Below are 16,231 nucleotides of genomic sequence, written 5' to 3' on the forward strand. Positions count from 1 at the left end.
ACCCTGGATGCAGCTGTCCGGCACCTGCAACGACGCAGAAGCGAGAGGAACCACCGCATGAGTCCTGTCATCTTGATGTTCATCGGACTCGCGATCTTCGCCCTGGGGTACTTCGTGTACTCGAAGTACCTGGCGCGGCGCGTGTACCAACTGGATGAGAAGTTCGTGACCCCATCGCACGAGTTGCGGGATGGCGTCGACTACGTTCCAACGAACAAGTTCATCCTGTGGGGGCATCATTTCACCTCGGTAGCTGGTGCTGCCCCCATCGTCGGGCCGGCCATCGCGGTGATCTGGGGGTGGTTGCCTGCGTTCCTCTGGGTCACCATCGGCACGGTGTTCTTCGCCGGCATGCATGATTTCGGCGCACTTTGGGCATCAGTGCGCAACAAGGGGCGCTCGATCGGGGCGCTCTCGGGCCGATACATCGGCAAACGCGGGGCGAACTTGTTCCTCGTGGTCATCTTCCTGCTCCTGCTGATGGTGATCGCGGCGTTTGCCGTCGTCATCAAGGACCTGCTCATCAGCACACCGACTGCCGTGATTCCGACGTGGGGGGCCATCGTGGTCGCTTTGCTCGTCGGTGTCGCCGTCTATCGCATGCGCTGGCCCCTGATCCCCGTCACCATCGTGGGCGTGGTCGCGCTGTATTCGCTGATCGTGCTCGGTGACAGCGTTCCGGTCGTGCTGCCCGAATCGTTCCTCGGCATGAGCCCTGCGACGGTCTGGATCCTCGCTCTCTTCATCTACGGTGCGATCGCATCGCTGCTACCGGTGTGGGTACTGCTCCAGCCGCGCGACTACATCAACGGCGTGCAGCTGTTCGTGGGCCTCGCGCTGCTCTACGGTGCGGTCCTGGTAGGCGCGCTCTTCGCCGAGACGGAACACAATGTCGTAGCCCCGATGATCAACGACGCCGTCCCTGCAGGGACTCCGAGCCTGGTGCCGCTGCTGTTCGTCACGATCGCCTGCGGAGCGATCTCCGGCTTTCACGGTATGGTCTCCTCCGGCACCAGTTCGAAGCAGCTCGACCGGGAGACCGATGCCCGGTTCGTCGGTTACTTCGGTGCAGTGGGGGAGGGTCTCCTCTCCCTGGGGACGATCCTCGCGGTGATCGCCGGATTCCGGACGGTGGCTGAGTGGGAAGCGGTCTACAGTGAGTTCGGCGCCGGCGGGGTCAACGCGTTCGTTCAGGGTGGCGGCATGCTCATGGAGGACGGCATCGGTCTGCCTGCCTCGCTCAGCGCAACCGTGCTGGCCACGATGGCGGTGCTGTTCGCCGCAACCACGATGGATACCGGGATGCGTCTGCTGCGCTTCGTCGTCCAGGAGATCGGGGAGGCCGCGAGAGTCAGAATCACGAAGGTGCCCGCGACTCTGGTCGTTGTGGTCGTCGGTCTGGGACTGACGTTCTCCCAGGGGCTGGGGGGTGAGGGCGGTCTCAGGATCTGGCCGCTGTTCGGGACCACGAATCAGCTACTCGCCTCTCTGACGCTCTCGATCATTGCGGTCATCCTGATCAGAAAGCGCCGGAGCCCCTGGCCTGCGCTGGTGCCGTTGGTGTTCGTGTTTGTGATGTCGTTCTGGGCGGCGATCGATCAGCTCTCGGGGTTCGCAGATCCGGAGAATGCGGACTGGCTGCTCTTCGGCCTCGACGTCGTGATCATCGTGGCGAGCATCTGGGTCGCCGTCGAAGCGATCATCGCGATGCGGAGAGCGGTGAACGATCCCCCCGAGGCACTCGACGCCGATGCTCGGCTCGAAGCCGTGCGCGAAGAAGTCTGATGGGGAGGTGGGCCGACTTCCGTAACGGTGTGTACGAATACTATGCGGGCCCATACCGCAGTGCACTCGCTCGTGAGAAACGCACCGAGGACGACTATTTCACGCTGGTAGTGCTGGGTGAAGCGCTCGGCGTGCCGGATCCGGCCGCCTACTACAGCGCCGAGTTCTTGCCGACGCTCTATCCGGAGTTCCACGCGTGGCACCGCCGAATGGGCATGCCGCAGTCACCGCTGGACAGTGTCTCGTGCTGCTGACCCCGACGGCCGGAAAGCGAGTCCTGTTCGTCGGCGGCAAGGGTGGCGTGGGGAAGACGACGGTCGCATCGGCAATCGCCGTCGCTCATGCAGGGGCGGGCTCACGCGTGCTCGTCGTCTCCACCGATCCGGCGCATAATCTGGGTCACCTCTGGGACCTCGCTGTCGCCGACAGTCCGACGCGTCTTCGGACGGAGCCCGGCGCTGGGTGGGTCGACGGGATGGAGATCGATCCCGCTGCGACGCTCGACCGCCACCTCGCGGCAGTCGAGAAGACGCTCAGACGACTGCTTCCGGAGCGGATGCACGCCCAGGCCCGTGAGCACCTGCAGCTCGCTCGTGAGGCGCCGGGGAGCTTCGAAGCCGCGGTGCTCGAGCGGGTCGCTGAAGCGGTTGAGCTGGGCCTGAACGAGTACGATCTCGTGGTCTTCGATACTGCTCCCTCAGGGCATACGCTCCGTCTGCTCGCGCTCCCGGAGCGGCTGTCCGCCTGGACCGACCGGCTGCTGGCGAGTCGCGATCGATCGGAACGGTTCGCTTCGGCCATGCGCGGATTGGCGAGCGGCCGGGATCAGTCGACGGAAGACCCGGATGCCGAGCTCCGCAGGACGCTCATCCGGAGGCGCGAGCGGTTCTCTCGGATGCAGAGCGTCATCACTGATGCGGCGCTGACGGGGTTCGTGCTCGTCTTCACACCAGAGCGTCTGCCGGTCGCTGAAACGCTCGGCATCGCGGAATCGCTCGGGGAACTCTCCGTGCCGCTGCTGCTGCTGGTGGCTAATCGTCGATCTCCGATCGATGGCGGTGAGCTCCTGCGGGCGCGACATCTTCGCGAATCGGAACAGGTGCGGCGGGTGCGCGAGTCCCTCCCTGAAACTCCAGTAATCGACCTCCCGTTGGCAGCCGAAGAAGTGGTCGGAGGGGATGTTCTCGCGGCATTCGCCGCTGGTAGGATCGTTGCGTCGTGACTGGCGTGCAGATGGTTACCATCGGGAAGCGACAGCTGAATCTATGGCCGCTCGCCTGGGCCGCACTGTCCCTTGTACCGTGCGCGTGCGCACTGAAATGGAGCAAGCATTGTCTCATCAGCCTGACTTTCTCACCGATCCGCTCGAGGTCGTCGACCCCGAGATCGCCCAGGTGCTGGCCGACGAACTCGGACGCCAGCGCGGCACCCTCGAGATGATCGCGAGCGAGAACTTCGTTCCGCGCGCCGTTCTCGAGGCCCAGGGCTCGGTGCTCACGAACAAGTACGCCGAGGGTTACCCGGGTCGCCGCTACTACGGCGGCTGCGAGTTCGTCGACGTGGCCGAGGAGCTGGCCCGCGAGCGGGCCAAGAGCCTGTTCGGTGCAGCGTTCGCGAATGTGCAGCCCCACTCCGGCGCTTCGGCGAACGCCGCCGTGCTCTCCGCGATCGCGGAGCCCGGTGACACGATTCTCGGTCTCGAACTCGCTCACGGCGGCCACCTCACGCACGGCATGCACTTGAACTTCTCGGGCAAGCTCTACAACGTCGTCTCGTACGGCGTCGACCCTGAAACGATGCTCGTCGACATGGACGTGGTCCGCGAGAAGGCCAGGGAGCACCGCCCCAAGGTCATCATCGCCGGGTGGTCGGCGTACCCCAGGCAGCTCGACTTCGCCGCGTTCCGCGAGATCGCCGACGAGGTTGGCGCGACCCTGTGGGTCGACATGGCTCACTTCGCCGGCCTGGTCGCTGCCGGGCTGCACCCCAGCCCGGTGCCGCACGCGCACGTTGTCTCGTCGACGGTGCACAAGACCATCGGCGGTCCGCGCTCCGGCTTCATCCTGTCGAACGACAAGGAGCTCGGCAAGAAGCTGAACTCCAACGTCTTCCCCGGCCAGCAGGGCGGCCCGCTCATGCACGTCATCGCCGCGAAGGCGACCGCGTTCAAGCTCGCCGCGAGCGACGCGTTCGCCGAGCGCCAGCAGCGCACCCTGTCGGGCGCTCGACTGCTCGCCGACGCGCTGACGACGGACGCCTCGCGCGCCGCGGGCGTCGACGTGCTCACGGGCGGCACAGATGTGCACCTCGTGCTTGCCGATCTGCGCAACTCGCAGCTCGACGGCCAGCAGGCGGAGGATGCGCTCCACGCGGTCGGCATCACGGTGAACCGTAACTCGGTACCGTTCGATCCGCGCCCTCCGATGGTGACCAGCGGACTCCGGATCGGCACGCCAGCGCTCGCCACCCGAGGCTTCGGCGATGCCGAGTTCGCCGAGGTATCGGAGATCATCGCGCAGGTGCTGCAGCAGACCGGCGACACGGACGAGCAGCGCTCACGCGTCACCGCGCTCGCCGAGCGCTTCCCGCTGTACGCCGGCTTGGAAGAGTGGTAACGGATGAGTGCGCAGACGCTCGACGGGAAGGCCGCTGCGGCTGAGATCAAGCAGGAGCTGACTGAACGGGTCGCTGCCCTCGCCGAGCGCGGCGTCGTGCCTGGACTCGCGACGGTGCTCGTCGGGGAAGATCCCGGCTCCCAGTGGTACGTGGCGGGCAAGCATCGCGACTGCGCCGAGGTCGGTATCGCATCGATCAAGCGCGAGTTGCCTGAGACCGTCACCCAGGAGGAGCTCGAGACCGTCATCGACGAGCTCAACGAGAATCCGGAGTGCACGGGCTACATCGTGCAGCTGCCGCTGCCGAAGCACATCGACACGCACCGGATCCTCGAGCGCGTCTCGCCCGACAAGGATGCCGACGGGCTGCACCCGATGAACCTCGGCAGGCTCGTACTCAACGCCAACTCCGAGATCTCCTCGCCGCTGCCGTGCACGCCTCGCGGCGTCATCGAGCTCGTGGAGCGGAACGGCCTGTCGTGGGCCGGGAAGCACGTCGTGGTGATCGGCCGCGGGGTGACGGTGGGGCGGCCGATGGGGCCGCTGCTCACCCGGCGCGAGTACAACGCGACGGTCACGCTCACCCACACCGGCACGCGCGATCTCGGGGCCGTGCTCCGCACCGCCGACGTGATCGTCGGCGCTGCCGGCGTCGAAGGCATCGTGCAGGCCGAGCACGTGCAGCCCGGTGCCATCGTGCTCGACGTGGGGGTCTCGCGCAAGACCGACCCGGAGACGGGGAAGAGCCGCGTCGTCGGTGACATCGACCCAGGTGTTGCCGAGGTCGCCGGGTGGATGTCGCCAAATCCTGGCGGCGTCGGGCCCATGACGCGCGCGCTGCTGCTCAAGAACGTCGTCGAGATGGCCGAGCGCGCGGCCGGCTGAGCGATCAGCCGGCCGACGCAGGCTATTCCGCGCTCTGCAGGGCCTCTTGAGCTTCGGCCAGGAGGCCCTGCAGCGTCTGCACGACGCGGGAGAGACTCTCGGTGCTCACCTCAAGTTCGACGTCGCCGTCGATGCCGAGGTGCCACCACACGTGGCGATCACCATCGCGCTGCCACCTGCCGACGAGGAGCGACGCCTCGACGGCGTGATCGACCAACTCGTCGTCGACGATCGCCCGCTTGCGCATCACGATCGGAATCGGGGCCCCATCGTCGCGATGGGATCGATCCTCCGGGTGGTCGTGATCAGTGTGTACGACGCTGCACCACGGCGGGCACAGCTGCTGCTGCCATTCTGCGGTCTCCAAGACACCCTCTCTCATCGGTTGGGGTGGCGTGGCACTGCCACACTATCTTGGAGGTCTGACATCACCGTCCGCGGAGGTCGGGCCAGGGCTGGGGAAGCAGGCTGTCGAGTGTGACGTCGAGCTGCTGGGCGATGGCCATGAGATTGCGCAGCGTCGGGTTCGCCGGAGTGCCCGGGGCGGATTCGCCCTTCTCGAGCTTCTGATAGGTGTACCGGGTGATTCCCGCGGAGTAGGCGAGGCGCTCCTGGCTGAGACCGTGCTCGATGCGCAGGCGGTGCAATCGCGATCCGAGCTCTCGGGTGTAGGTGGTCCAGTCGGGGCTGGAGGGCTGCTGAGTCACCGGTCAAGTATGCCGAGGCTCGACGACCGATGTGGCCTAACCCATGTGCTATTCGGCGAATCATTCATGCATCCTATACAAGTCATCTGATGCAAGAAGTTGACGCGCCGTGGGCTCAGGTTTCCGGGGTGGCCTAGTGGCCGCTCAGGTCTGGCCAGGGTTGAGGGAGCAGGGTGTCGAGCGTGACGTCGAGCTGCTGGGCGATGGCCATGAGGTTGCGCAGCGTCGGGTTTGCCGGAGTGCCCGGGGCGGATTCGCCTTTCTCGAGTTTCTGGTAGGTGTACCGGGTGATGCCGGCCGAGTAGGCGAGGCGCTCCTGGCTGAACCCGTGCTCGATGCGCAGTCGGTGCAGGCGGGCGCCCAGCGCCTGTGCGTAGCCCACCCAGTCCGGTGCGTCGCTGTCAGGTGTCACTGCATCAGTATGCGGACCCTCGGTTCGTGCGGCGGCCTTTTCCATTTGCCAATCGTCCAATCAGTAATGCATAATGTAAGTGTCATACTCGGTGGTCGGATCGCTCGCCCTCCGACGCGACACGTTCGAGACACAAGTGAATACAGTCACCATCACCCAGCCGCGAGAAGGGTTCCCGTGGCACCCGACCGGTTTCCCGCTGTTCCTGAGTGTGTTCATCTCCCCCTCATCGCACTCGGCGCACCGGCCCGTTCGGGCGGCGTGATGGTCGTGGCCGAACACCCTGGGTGCGATGGTGGGTGTTCGGCTCCGGCGGACTCGCGCATGCGGGTCCGAGCGGTGGTCGTGCGGTTTCCAGTGCCCGCACGGCCACCGTGCCGCCGGAGCGGCGCGGCAATGCACCCGCGCTACTGTACCCGAGGTCTTGTTCGGAAGCCGAACTCAGCGGAGGCGCTGGCGTCGACTCAGCCTGGCATCGACTACGGCGAGGATCGCGACGACCGCGAACCCAATCACGGCGAGCGCTAGAGCGAGAGGCCAGTTCGCGGCCGGTGCCGCGAGCTCGCGGCTCTCAGACTGCCAGGGCCACAGGGTGCGCATCGCTCCGACCATGACGCCTGTCAGGACGACGAGGGTGATCCGGCGGCGATGGTGCAGCAGCCACTCGAGGCCCTTCACGATCGAGACGACGCCGACCATCAGCCCGAGGGCGAAGACGCCGAGGTAGGCGAGGTCGCGTTCGTCGACCGCTCGCAGCGTGGGTTCGTAGAGCCCGAAGGTCAGTAGGAGGAACGATCCGGAGAGTCCGGGGAGCAGCAGCGCGCTCACCGCTATCGCTGCGGCGATGATCAAGACGAGCGGTGAGGGTTCCAGCGTTGTCGGGGGGATGGAGACGAGCCAGAACGCTAGTGCGCCTGCCGCGATCCCGGCGAGCGCATGGTGCCAGCGGATTCCGGCGATACCCGCCATGCGGAGGGGGATCGAGATCGAGGCGAGCACCATTCCGAAGAATGCGGCGCGGGTGAGTTCCGGGTAGGTCTCGACCAGGTCGGCGACCGGCCCGGCCGCGGTGAAGAGGGCGAGCGCCATGCCGATGAGCACGGGCACGACGAGCTTCCAGTCGACCTGCTTCAGGTGAGTGGCGATGCTCGCTCCGCGGTCAGGGCCCGTGACCGCGCGGCGTCCCGCCGAGACGACGTGCGAGGCGGAGTCGATCAGGCGGGTGTAGATCCCGACCACGAGCGCGACGGTGCCGCCTGAGACTCCCGGTACTGTCTCGACCACGCCGATCATGGCTCCGCGAACGAGGTTGCCCACGATCGAGGTGCGGCGCTCACCTGCGCTCTCCGCGTGCACCCATTCGACGGGGTGCTCTGCCGTGCTCATCGCGGGGGTCTTCTGCGCGTCATCCATCGCTTTCAGTGTAGAGGGGCGAACCTTCACAGGTGATCCGGGGTGGTGCGCCCGACAATGGACACATGGAGATCGCCGCATGACCGCCCTCGCGGGCGTCGTACCCGTCGTCCGCGTCGCTCAGGTGGCGGGAGGCGGAGAGTACGAGGGTTTCATCGGCTGGGTGCTGAGCCTCATGGAGACCATCGGCGAGGTAGGCGTTGGGCTCGCGGTGCTGCTCGAGACCTTCATCCCGCCGATCCCTTCGGAAGCTGTGCTTCCCGGTGCGGGGTTCCTCGCCTACGACGGACGCATGAACTTCTGGTGGGCGTGGGCGCTCGCGACGCTCGGCGCCCTCGTCGGAGCGTGGGCCTGGTACGGCATCGGGGCGCTCATCGGGCGCGACCGCACCCGTCGTCTGGTCGGCAAGGTGCCGCTCATGGACACCGACGATTTCGACAAGGCAGAAGCTTTCTTCGCCAGGTGGGGCGGCGCCGCCGTCTTCTTCGGCCGATGCGTGCCGCTCGTGCGCTCGTTCATCTCGATTCCCGCGGGCATCGAGCGCATGGGTTTCATGCGCTTCACGGCATACACTGTCGCCGGGTCCGGCATCTGGAACGGCATCTGGATCGGCCTGGGCTACGCCTTCGGTCCGGCCATTAGGCCCGTGCTGGAGCAGTGGAGCGGCGTGCTCTCTGACGCCGTCATCGTGGTGATCGTCGCGCTCGTACTCTGGTTCGTCGTGGCCCGGATCCTGCGTCGACGACGCCGGCGCGCGGCCTGACCGTCAGCCCGTCTGCTTCGCCTTCGCCGCGGCCTTGGCGGCTCTCTTCGTCTCGCGCACCTTGATGAGCGACTCGGGGGAGTCGATGTCGGCAACGCTGCGGAACGAGCCCTGCTCTCCGTACGCGCCGGCCGCCTCTCGCCAGCCCTCTCCCGTGAAGCCGCACTGCTTGCCGAGAAGCGCGAGGAAGATCCTCGCCTTCTGATCCCCGAAGCCCGGCAGGCTCTTCAGTCGCTTGAGGACGGTCTTGCCGTCGGGGTCGCCCTCGGTCCACAGGTTCTCGGCGTTGCCGCCCCAGTCGTCGACGAGCGTCTGGCAGAGCGTCTGCACGCGACCGGCCATCGAACCGGGGAACCGGTGCACCGCCGGAGTCTCGCGGAAGAGCTCGATGAACTGATCGGGGTCAGCTGCCGCGATCGTCTGCGCGTCCAGCGCACCCAGGCGCTGCTGGATCTTCAGCGGCCCGATGAACGCGACCTCCATGGCGATCTGCTGGTCGAGCAGCATGCCGATCAGGAGCGCGAGCGGGTTGTCGGTGAGCAGTTCGTCGGCGGCGGCGTCGTCAGTGAGATGGAGAGTCACGGCTTCAGTCTCTCACCTCTGGCGCATCGGGGACAGGCGAGTTTCGAGATGTATCGCTGTGCCGCCTGCTCTCAGGGGTACGTCGCGCTCTGTGGTTACACAAGGATCGGAAGGAGACACTCGTGGCACTCACCAGCGTCGATCTCGATCCCAATCTCAGCGAACGCGCGCGTGAGCTCACGGGGGAGCGGTCTAACCGCGCTGTCCTCGACCTCGCGCTCCGACGGCTCATCGCCGCGAAGCAGAAGCAGACGATGGTTGTTGGCATAGCCGCGCTCGCGGGGCTCCCCGACGGCATCGAGGCTCCCGTGGTCAGCCCGGCCGAAGCGCCGTGACGGGCTATCTCGTCGACGACTGCGTGTGGGCCCGGCTGGCGTCTGGGGATCCAGGAGTCGCGGCTCGGCTCAGACGTATCGAGCGCGCGCCAGACGAGACGACCGTGCTCACCGCTGACCGTGACTTCGATCGCATCGCCCGCGCGAGTGAGCTCAGGCACGAGTACATCGCGCCGTCGAGCTGAAGAGGCGTCTCTACCCCAAACCGCCGCTCAGGCGTCGGTGCATCTCGCCGCCACGGGGATCGATGCCGACGAGTTCGACGGTGGTCCCGCGGCTCGCGTACTTCGTGGTGATCGCGTCGAGGGCGGCGACGGACGAGGCATCCCAGATGTGGGCCAGGCTCATGTCGATCACGACGCGATCCGGATCTTCCGCGTACGCGAACAGCGTTGTGAGGTCGTTGCTCGAGACGAAGAAGAGCTCGCCGGAGACGGTGTAGCGGGCGGTGCCATCGGCGACGGTGCGGTCGACCGTGACGAAGTGGGCGACGCGCCGCGCGAACAGCACCGACGCGACGACCACTCCCGTGACGACGCCGATCGCGAGATTGTGGGTGATGACGACGACGGCGACGGTGGTGAGCATGACGAAGGTCTCGCTCTTCGGCAGGCGGCGCAGCGTCGACGGCCGGACGCTATGCCAGTCGAATGCCGCGATGGACACCATGATCATCACCGCGACGAGGGCCGCCATCGGGATCGTGCTCACGATGTCGCCGAGTACGACGACGAGCACGAGCAGGAAGACCCCCGCGAGTAGCGTCGAGATACGCGTGCGCGCGCCGGAGACTTTCACGTTCATCATGGTCTGCCCGATCACCGCGCACCCGCCCATGCCGCCGAAGAGGCCGGAAAGGATATTCGCGACGCCCTGCGCCCATGATTCCCGCGTCTTGCTCGAGTGGGTGTCGGTGATCTCGTCGACGAGTTTGGCGGTCATCAGCGACTCCATGAGTCCGACGAGCGCGACGCCGAGGGCGTACGGCGCGATGATCGTGAAGGTCTCCCAGGTCAGCGGCACCTGGGGGAGGAAGAATGCGGGCAGGCTGTGCGGGAGCTCTCCCTGATCGCCGACGGTGGGCACGTGCAGCGCGAACACGACCGTGATGACGGTGATGACGATGACCGAGACGAGAGGCGCCGGAACAGCGGTCGTGAGCTTCGGTACGACCACGATGACCAGGATCCCGGCGGTGACGAGCGGGTACACCAGCCAGGGGACTCCGACGAGGTGGGGCACCTGCGAGATGAAGACGAGGATCGCGAGGGCGTTCACGAACCCCACCATGACGCTGCGCGGAATGAACCGCATGAGCTTGGCCACGCCGAGCACCCCGAGCAGAATCTGGAAGACGCCGGCGAGCAGGATCGTCGCGATCAGCATGTCGATCCCGTACGTGGGCGCGATCGGGGCGACGACGAGCGCGACGGCCCCGGTCGCTGCCGTGATCATGGCCGGGCGGCCGCCGAGGAAGGCGATGGTGACCGCCATCACGAACGAGGAGAAGAGGCCGACCTTCGGGTCGACGCCCGCGATGACCGAGAACGCGATCGCCTCGGGGATCAGCGCCAGCCCGACAACCAGCCCGGCCAGTGCCTCGCGGGTCAGGATTCGGGGGGAGCGTAGAGCCGCCAGCACTGACGGCTGCGGTACTGCATGCCCGGGCAGTCCGCCGGGGGGAGAGGAGGTCGGCACGATTCCTCACTCTACTCGCGCCACGCCGGTGGTCAGACGGTCAGCAGGACCTCTCGCTGGTGCGCCAGGCGGCTCAGCAGGCGGGAGAGCTGTCCTTCCGGGGCTCCGGCGTGCTCAGGGTGCCACTGCACCCCGGTCAGGGGAGCCTCGACGCCGACGACCGCTTCGACCGTGCCGTCAGGGGCGCGCGCCGCCACCCTGAGCGCTTTCGCCACCTGGCCGAGCCCCTGATGGTGGGTGCAGTGGACCGGCTCGGTCGCATCGACGTCCTCGACCAGTGAGCGTTCCCCGAACTCGGTGGGGGCGAGATATTCGGGTTCCCAGACGATCGACCGGTGCTCGCCGGCCTGAGCCGCTCGGTGACGGTCGACGTGGGGCAGGTGCGGGACGAGGTCACCCCCGAGCGCCACGTTCATCACCTGCATGCCCCGGCAGATCCCGAGCACCGGGGTGGCCCGCCGGATCGCGCCGTGTACGATCGCGATCTGCGTGCGGTCCGCGCGCGGTTCGTGCGCGCTCGCCGCTTCGTAGTCGTCGGTGCCGGCGTAGAGCCTCGGATCGACGTCCTCTCCGCCGGCGATCACAATGAGATCCGCTTCGAGTGCGTCATCGACGACGCGCTGAGCGCCGACCCGAGCCGCTGGCACGAGGTACGGAGCCCACCCCAGAGACTCGGCGGCGCCGACGATACTCTCGTTCCAGCGGTCGAGCTGGGCTTGGAAGTGCTGGTCACCGCGCTTCGTGTCGCGCATGTGAACCACTGCGAGTGTCAACTCGTTCTGCACGCCGGCTCCCTCATTCTCACGGTGCTGCACGCATCAGACGTGCAGCACCCCTCAGGCTAGGGACGGCGTGCGCCGGTGGCGTTTCCCCGCCGTTACGGTTCCGAGAACGACCGTTACCGCCGTGTTTCTCCGCGACTACTGTCGTCCGGGTGTGAGCGTCGCGCTCCCCGCAGACACGTCAGCGGAGATCACACGCTGGGCAGTGCCTGACGTCTGCAGCCGATTGTCGAGTGAACCGGCGCTCACCTCCGAGTGCACGGCGTACACATCGTCGGGAAGCTCGAGCGCGAGGCGGCCGGCGCTCACGTCCAGGTCAACGGAACGGGGGGCGGTGCCGGTGAGCACCGCATCGGTGCGTCCAGCGGAAACGTCAAAGGTCGCATCGCGCGCTCCGTCGACCGTGATGTCGGCTCGCCCCGCGTCGATCTCGGCGGTGAGTACGGCGGCCGCGCCGTCGAACGTGAGCGAGCCCGCGCCGACGCGCAGGTCGAGCGAGCGGAAGTCGCCTCCGGCCGTGACTGACCCAGCGCCCACAGAGAGATCGGTGTCGAGGGTGCCGTCGCTCATCGACTCGGGCAGCGTGAGCGTGACGCGCTCGCCGCCTGCCGCGCACCAGCCGATGCAGAAGTCCCAGAACCGCTGATTGCTCTCCACGACGAGGGTGTCACCCCTCGCCTCGAGGTTCCAGCGCGCCCGGGACTGCCCCACGATGTCGAGTGTGGCCTCGTCGACGTCGCCGAACTCGAGCGTGAATGCCGAGGCATTCGAATCGACGTCGATCGAGGTGACCCCTCCGATCTGAGCGGTTTGCGTGTCGTCGCCGCCCGAACCGCCGGCTGCGAAAGCGAAAGCCTGCGTCGCGGCAGACGTGCCGATGAAGCCGACGAGCGCCACGCCACCGACGATGGACGTGATGAGCGCGACTGTGCGCGAGGTGGATGAGAAGGAGTTCATCGCTGCGTTCCTGACTGTGCGGGGTTTGGACGTGAGTGCTCGAGGTGGACGAGGGCAGCGAGCACCCGGCGGTTGCCTGACTCGTCGACGTCGAGCTCGAGCTTCTGGAATATCGAGGTGATGTGCTTCTCCACGGTCGCCTCGGATACATGGAGCAGCGCCGCGATCGACTGGTTCGATCGCCCCTCGGCGAGTGCCGCGAGCACGGTGCGCTCGCGCTCGGAGAGCCGTTGCAACCGGTCATCCTGGCGTCGTCGCGCGAGGAGCTGCGAAACGACTTCGGGGTCGAGCACGGTCGCGCCATCGCGGATCCGCTCGACCGCGTCGACGAATTCGGCGACGTCGGCGACCCGATCTTTGAGGAGGTAGCCGATCGCGCCGGAGCGAGTGCCGCCGGTCGTGCCGATCAACTCGCTCGCGTACCGCTCCTCGACGTACTGCGAGAGGACGAGGATCGGCAGCGCAGGCAGCGCTCGCCGCAGTTCCAGCGCGGCGCGAATGCCCTCGTCGGTGAACGTGGGCGGGAGGCGCACATCGAGAATGCAGAGCTCGGGGTCCGTCTCCGCGACGGCGCTCGTGAGATCACCGGCATCGGGGAGGGCCGACACGACCTCGTGGCCCGAGTGCTCGAGCAACCGCACGAGTCCCTCTCGTAAGAGGACGGAGTCTTCGCAGATCAGGATGCGCACGGGACGCTCACCTCCACAGCTGTCGGCCCGCCCTGCGGGCTGTCGATCCGGATCGTGCCGCCGGCGGCGAGCACGCGATTCGTGAGGCCGTCGAGTCCGCCTCCCGGCTGAACCTGCGCCCCGCCGATGCCGTTGTCCTCGATGCGCGCCCACAGGTGCTGACGGTTCTCGTTAGCCCCGGAGAGTTCCGAGTCGCGCAGCCGCACCGTCACACGGCACTCGCTGGCGCGCGAGTGCTTCGCGGCGTTGGTGAGGGACTCGGCGACGACGAAGTACACGGCGGACTCGGCATCCCGGTCGCACCGACCGGTCAGGCGCACGTCGAGCGCGACGGGAATGTGCGAGCGCCCGGCGAGCGCGGAGAGTGCGGCGTCGAGCCCGCGATCGTCGAGCACCGAGGCGTGGATCCCGCGGGCGAGCTGCCGGAGTTCGGTGATGGCGGCCTTCGTGGAGGTGTGCGCTTCGGCGATGAGCTGCTTGGCCGCCTGCGGATCCTGATCGATCTGCTGCTGGGCGAGTCCGAGCGTCATGCCCACCGAGACCAGGCGCGGCTGGACGCCGTCGTGGAGGTCGCGCTCGATCCTCGTGCGCTCCACGTCTGCGGCGCGCACTGCGCCGGCGCGCTGCTCCGAGGATTGCTGCACTTGCGCTTCGAGTCGCTTCTCGCGGGCCTGCGATCCGATGATCGCGGTCGCGATGACCCGGTGGAGGAGGACGAGCCCCGCGATGAGGCCGAGAGAGACCACGATCCCGCCGAGTCCGAGGAGGACGGAGGTCGACCCGTCCGCTTCAGCGGGAAGCAGGAGCGTCAGCCAGTTCACCGATCCACCGGGAACGAGGAGCAGGACGACCGAGTCGACGAGCGTCTGCATGGCGCCCATCAGCAGAGCACCGAGAATGATCGAGAGCGCCAGGCTCGCTGACGCCCACCACATGCGTCCGTCCTTCAGCTGCGTGCCGAGCGACTTGAACCACTTGCCGAAGGTCTCCTGCGGGGAGCAGTGAAGCGTCGGCGGGGGAGCGTCGATGCGGTAGAGGCCGTTGACCCGGGCGATCTCGAACCACGCGAGCCCGTACAGTGCGTAAACGAGACCGACAAGGAACACGAGACCGAGTCCCAGTAGCGGGAGGAGTCCGATGCCGAGCGCGAGGAGCGAGAAGAACCCGCTGAGCACGCCGACCCCGACGGTGCCGAGCACGGCCAGGTGGAGCACCGTCGCAAATATGCGGAGCGGGGGAGCGGAAGTCGTCATGGTTCAACCGTACGAGGGCGGCGGCCCCACCGGCAGCGAGAAATCCATCGACTTCGTTTCGGGTTATCCCTACCTTTTCGGATCATTCCGCCCGCCTGCCGGGTTTCCCCGGCCCGAACGCCGGAAACCTGCGAGAATCTGAGGTATGTCGAACACGCAGGAACCCTCCGAGAACGGACCAGGCCCCGAGGGCATCGAGTCGGACCCGTCAGCCGAACCAGCGGTGCAGCCCGAAGCCTCGGCCGGATCCCAGTACGCACCCCCGGAGCCGCCCTTCGTGTCGCCCGACCCCCAGCAGCCGCCCTCGTCGTATGCGCCTCCGCAGTACGCGCCGCCGCAGGACCCCGAACAGCCGCAGTACGCACCACCGCAGTACGCCCAGCAACCGCAGTACGCCCCTCCGCAGCAGGCCCCAGGCCAGCAGCAGTACACCGGGCAGCCCGGCTACCCGGGTCAGCAGCCGTACGCTGGTCAGCCGGGCCAGCCGGGCCAGCCGGGCCAGCCGGGAGCACCTGGCCAGGGACCGTACGGCCCTCCGCAGGGTCCGCGAGAGCCGAAACAGCCGAACCTGGTGGGGCTGATCGGCTTCATCGTCGCGATCGTCGGTTTCATCGTCGCGTGCATTCCCCCGGTCGTGTGGGGCAGCTGGATCCTCCTCCCCGCCGCTCTCGTGCTCGGAGTCGTCGCCCTCTGCCTGAAGGGCAAGAAGAAGGGGCTCGGGATCGCCGCTCTCGGCATCTCAGTCGTCGGTGCGATCGTCAGCGCCGTCGTCTTCTTCGTGAGCCTGGCGATGATGTTCGGCCAGGTCGTCTCCGACAGTTCGAACCTGCCCGACCTGTCCGAGCTCGAGGAGGAGTGGGGCGACGCCCAGCTGCCCGAAGCGACTGAGGGAACGCCCGTCGACCCCGCCGACGCACTGCCGCTCGGCACCCCCATCGAGGCCGGCGACTGGACGTACACGATCAACTCCGTCGATTTCGACGCGGTCGATGAGATCGCCGACGAGAGCAGCGTCAATGGAGCACCCGAAGCCGGGATGACCTACATCCTGATCAACGTCACGTCCGAGTACTCGGGATCGGGATCCGGAGAAGGCATGCGGGCACCGTCGCTCTTCCTCTCCTTCGTCGACCCCGACGGCATGACGTACACGGAACTGCAAAAGACGCTGATCGCCCCGGAAGACCTCTTGCTGCAGGGCCCGTCCGAGTCCGACGGCAGTGTCACCGGCAACCTCGCGCTTCAGGTGCCGGAAGCCACGGCTGAAGAGGGCGTACTCGCGGTCGACACCACGCTCGCGGACCCCGCGGGTGACGAGACCTTCATCGCCGTGAAGTAGCGGGGCCCCTGGAGGC

The 16,231-nt window shown here is 67.2% G+C and carries 19 protein-coding genes and 1 riboswitch; of the genes, 9 read left to right on the plus strand and 10 right to left on the minus strand.

The window, feature by feature from the left end:
* Positions 1–57: 57 nt before the first annotated feature.
* The 5 genes from K8P10_RS03395 (at position 58) to K8P10_RS03415 (ending at position 5,285) form a co-directional block, all read left to right on the plus strand.
* The gene (locus K8P10_RS03395) at positions 58–1,785 is read left to right on the plus strand and encodes a carbon starvation protein A (protein WP_224780400.1); all 1,728 of its coding nucleotides are present in this window, start codon (positions 58–60) and stop codon (positions 1,783–1,785) included.
* Positions 1,785–2,039 carry a cory-CC-star protein gene (locus tag K8P10_RS03400; protein WP_224780401.1) on the plus strand — a complete coding sequence of 85 codons (255 nt, stop codon included), beginning with the start codon at positions 1,785–1,787 and terminating at the stop codon, positions 2,037–2,039. Before K8P10_RS03395 ends, K8P10_RS03400 begins: the two co-directional genes overlap by 1 nt.
* Positions 2,030–3,007: an ArsA family ATPase gene (locus K8P10_RS03405; RefSeq protein WP_224780402.1), complete on the plus strand. Its 978-nt coding sequence runs from the start codon at positions 2,030–2,032 to the stop codon at positions 3,005–3,007. The genes K8P10_RS03400 and K8P10_RS03405 overlap by 10 nt, the downstream gene beginning before the upstream one ends.
* Positions 2,994–3,075: riboswitch (ZMP/ZTP riboswitch) on the plus strand. It overlaps the preceding gene by 14 nt.
* A gap of 41 nt (positions 3,076–3,116) precedes the next feature.
* Positions 3,117–4,400: a serine hydroxymethyltransferase gene (glyA, locus tag K8P10_RS03410; RefSeq protein ID WP_224780403.1), complete on the plus strand. Its 1,284-nt coding sequence runs from the start codon at positions 3,117–3,119 to the stop codon at positions 4,398–4,400.
* Between the two features lie 3 nt (positions 4,401–4,403).
* A complete protein-coding gene (locus K8P10_RS03415; protein WP_224780404.1) occupies positions 4,404–5,285 on the plus strand; it encodes a bifunctional methylenetetrahydrofolate dehydrogenase/methenyltetrahydrofolate cyclohydrolase in 882 nt (293 codons plus the stop codon).
* Between the two features lie 22 nt (positions 5,286–5,307).
* Here the strand turns inward: K8P10_RS03415 and K8P10_RS03420 are convergent, their stop codons facing one another.
* From K8P10_RS03420 to K8P10_RS03435, 4 genes are all read right to left on the minus strand, one after another.
* Positions 5,308–5,652, minus strand: coding sequence for a hypothetical protein (locus tag K8P10_RS03420; protein ID WP_224780405.1), 345 nt, complete (start codon positions 5,650–5,652; stop codon positions 5,308–5,310).
* A 61-nt stretch (positions 5,653–5,713) separates the two neighbouring features.
* Complete coding sequence (locus K8P10_RS03425) at positions 5,714–5,992, minus strand: helix-turn-helix domain-containing protein (RefSeq protein WP_224780406.1); 279 nt, start codon at positions 5,990–5,992, stop codon at positions 5,714–5,716.
* Positions 5,993–6,125: 133 nt separating this feature from the next.
* Positions 6,126–6,404: a helix-turn-helix domain-containing protein gene (locus K8P10_RS03430; RefSeq protein ID WP_224780407.1), complete on the minus strand. Its 279-nt coding sequence runs from the start codon at positions 6,402–6,404 to the stop codon at positions 6,126–6,128.
* A 441-nt stretch (positions 6,405–6,845) separates the two neighbouring features.
* Complete coding sequence (locus K8P10_RS03435) at positions 6,846–7,817, minus strand: DUF368 domain-containing protein (RefSeq protein WP_224780408.1); 972 nt, start codon at positions 7,815–7,817, stop codon at positions 6,846–6,848.
* Positions 7,818–7,896: 79 nt separating this feature from the next.
* Here K8P10_RS03435 and K8P10_RS03440 point away from each other — a divergent pair, with 79 nt between their 5' ends.
* Positions 7,897–8,580: a DedA family protein gene (locus tag K8P10_RS03440; protein WP_224780409.1), complete on the plus strand. Its 684-nt coding sequence runs from the start codon at positions 7,897–7,899 to the stop codon at positions 8,578–8,580.
* Positions 8,581–8,583: 3 nt separating this feature from the next.
* Here the strand turns inward: K8P10_RS03440 and K8P10_RS03445 are convergent, their stop codons facing one another.
* Positions 8,584–9,162: an HhH-GPD-type base excision DNA repair protein gene (locus tag K8P10_RS03445; protein ID WP_224780410.1), complete on the minus strand. Its 579-nt coding sequence runs from the start codon at positions 9,160–9,162 to the stop codon at positions 8,584–8,586.
* A gap of 122 nt (positions 9,163–9,284) precedes the next feature.
* On the opposite strand from K8P10_RS03445, the gene K8P10_RS03450 reads away from it, so the two are divergent.
* The gene (locus K8P10_RS03450; RefSeq protein ID WP_224780411.1) at positions 9,285–9,497 is read left to right on the plus strand and encodes a type II toxin-antitoxin system VapB family antitoxin; all 213 of its coding nucleotides are present in this window, start codon (positions 9,285–9,287) and stop codon (positions 9,495–9,497) included.
* A complete protein-coding gene (locus tag K8P10_RS03455; RefSeq protein ID WP_224780412.1) occupies positions 9,494–9,682 on the plus strand; it encodes a hypothetical protein in 189 nt (62 codons plus the stop codon). Before K8P10_RS03450 ends, K8P10_RS03455 begins: the two co-directional genes overlap by 4 nt.
* A 10-nt stretch (positions 9,683–9,692) precedes the next feature.
* Here the strand turns inward: K8P10_RS03455 and K8P10_RS03460 are convergent, their stop codons facing one another.
* From K8P10_RS03460 to K8P10_RS03480, 5 genes are all read right to left on the minus strand, one after another.
* Positions 9,693–11,195 (minus strand): SulP family inorganic anion transporter, encoded by a 1,503-nt coding sequence (locus tag K8P10_RS03460; RefSeq protein WP_224780413.1) that lies wholly within the window; start codon positions 11,193–11,195, stop codon positions 9,693–9,695.
* A gap of 32 nt (positions 11,196–11,227) precedes the next feature.
* Entirely contained in the window at positions 11,228–11,980 is a 753-nt protein-coding gene (locus K8P10_RS03465) for a gamma-glutamyl-gamma-aminobutyrate hydrolase family protein (protein ID WP_224780414.1), read from the minus strand.
* A gap of 135 nt (positions 11,981–12,115) precedes the next feature.
* A complete protein-coding gene (locus tag K8P10_RS03470) occupies positions 12,116–12,934 on the minus strand; it encodes a DUF4097 domain-containing protein (protein WP_224780415.1) in 819 nt (272 codons plus the stop codon).
* Complete coding sequence (locus K8P10_RS03475) at positions 12,931–13,623, minus strand: response regulator transcription factor (RefSeq protein ID WP_224780416.1); 693 nt, start codon at positions 13,621–13,623, stop codon at positions 12,931–12,933. Before K8P10_RS03475 ends, K8P10_RS03470 begins: the two co-directional genes overlap by 4 nt.
* Entirely contained in the window at positions 13,611–14,876 is a 1,266-nt protein-coding gene (locus K8P10_RS03480; RefSeq protein WP_224780417.1) for a sensor histidine kinase, read from the minus strand. The genes K8P10_RS03475 and K8P10_RS03480 overlap by 13 nt, the downstream gene beginning before the upstream one ends.
* 145 nt (positions 14,877–15,021) lie before the next feature.
* Between K8P10_RS03480 and K8P10_RS15425 the strand changes: the two genes are divergently transcribed.
* Entirely contained in the window at positions 15,022–16,215 is a 1,194-nt protein-coding gene (locus tag K8P10_RS15425) for a hypothetical protein (RefSeq protein ID WP_305069239.1), read from the plus strand.
* Positions 16,216–16,231 lie beyond the last annotated feature (16 nt).

The sequence above is a fragment of the Leucobacter sp. Psy1 genome, from assembly GCF_020096995.1.
Lineage (GTDB): Bacteria > Actinomycetota > Actinomycetes > Actinomycetales > Microbacteriaceae > Leucobacter.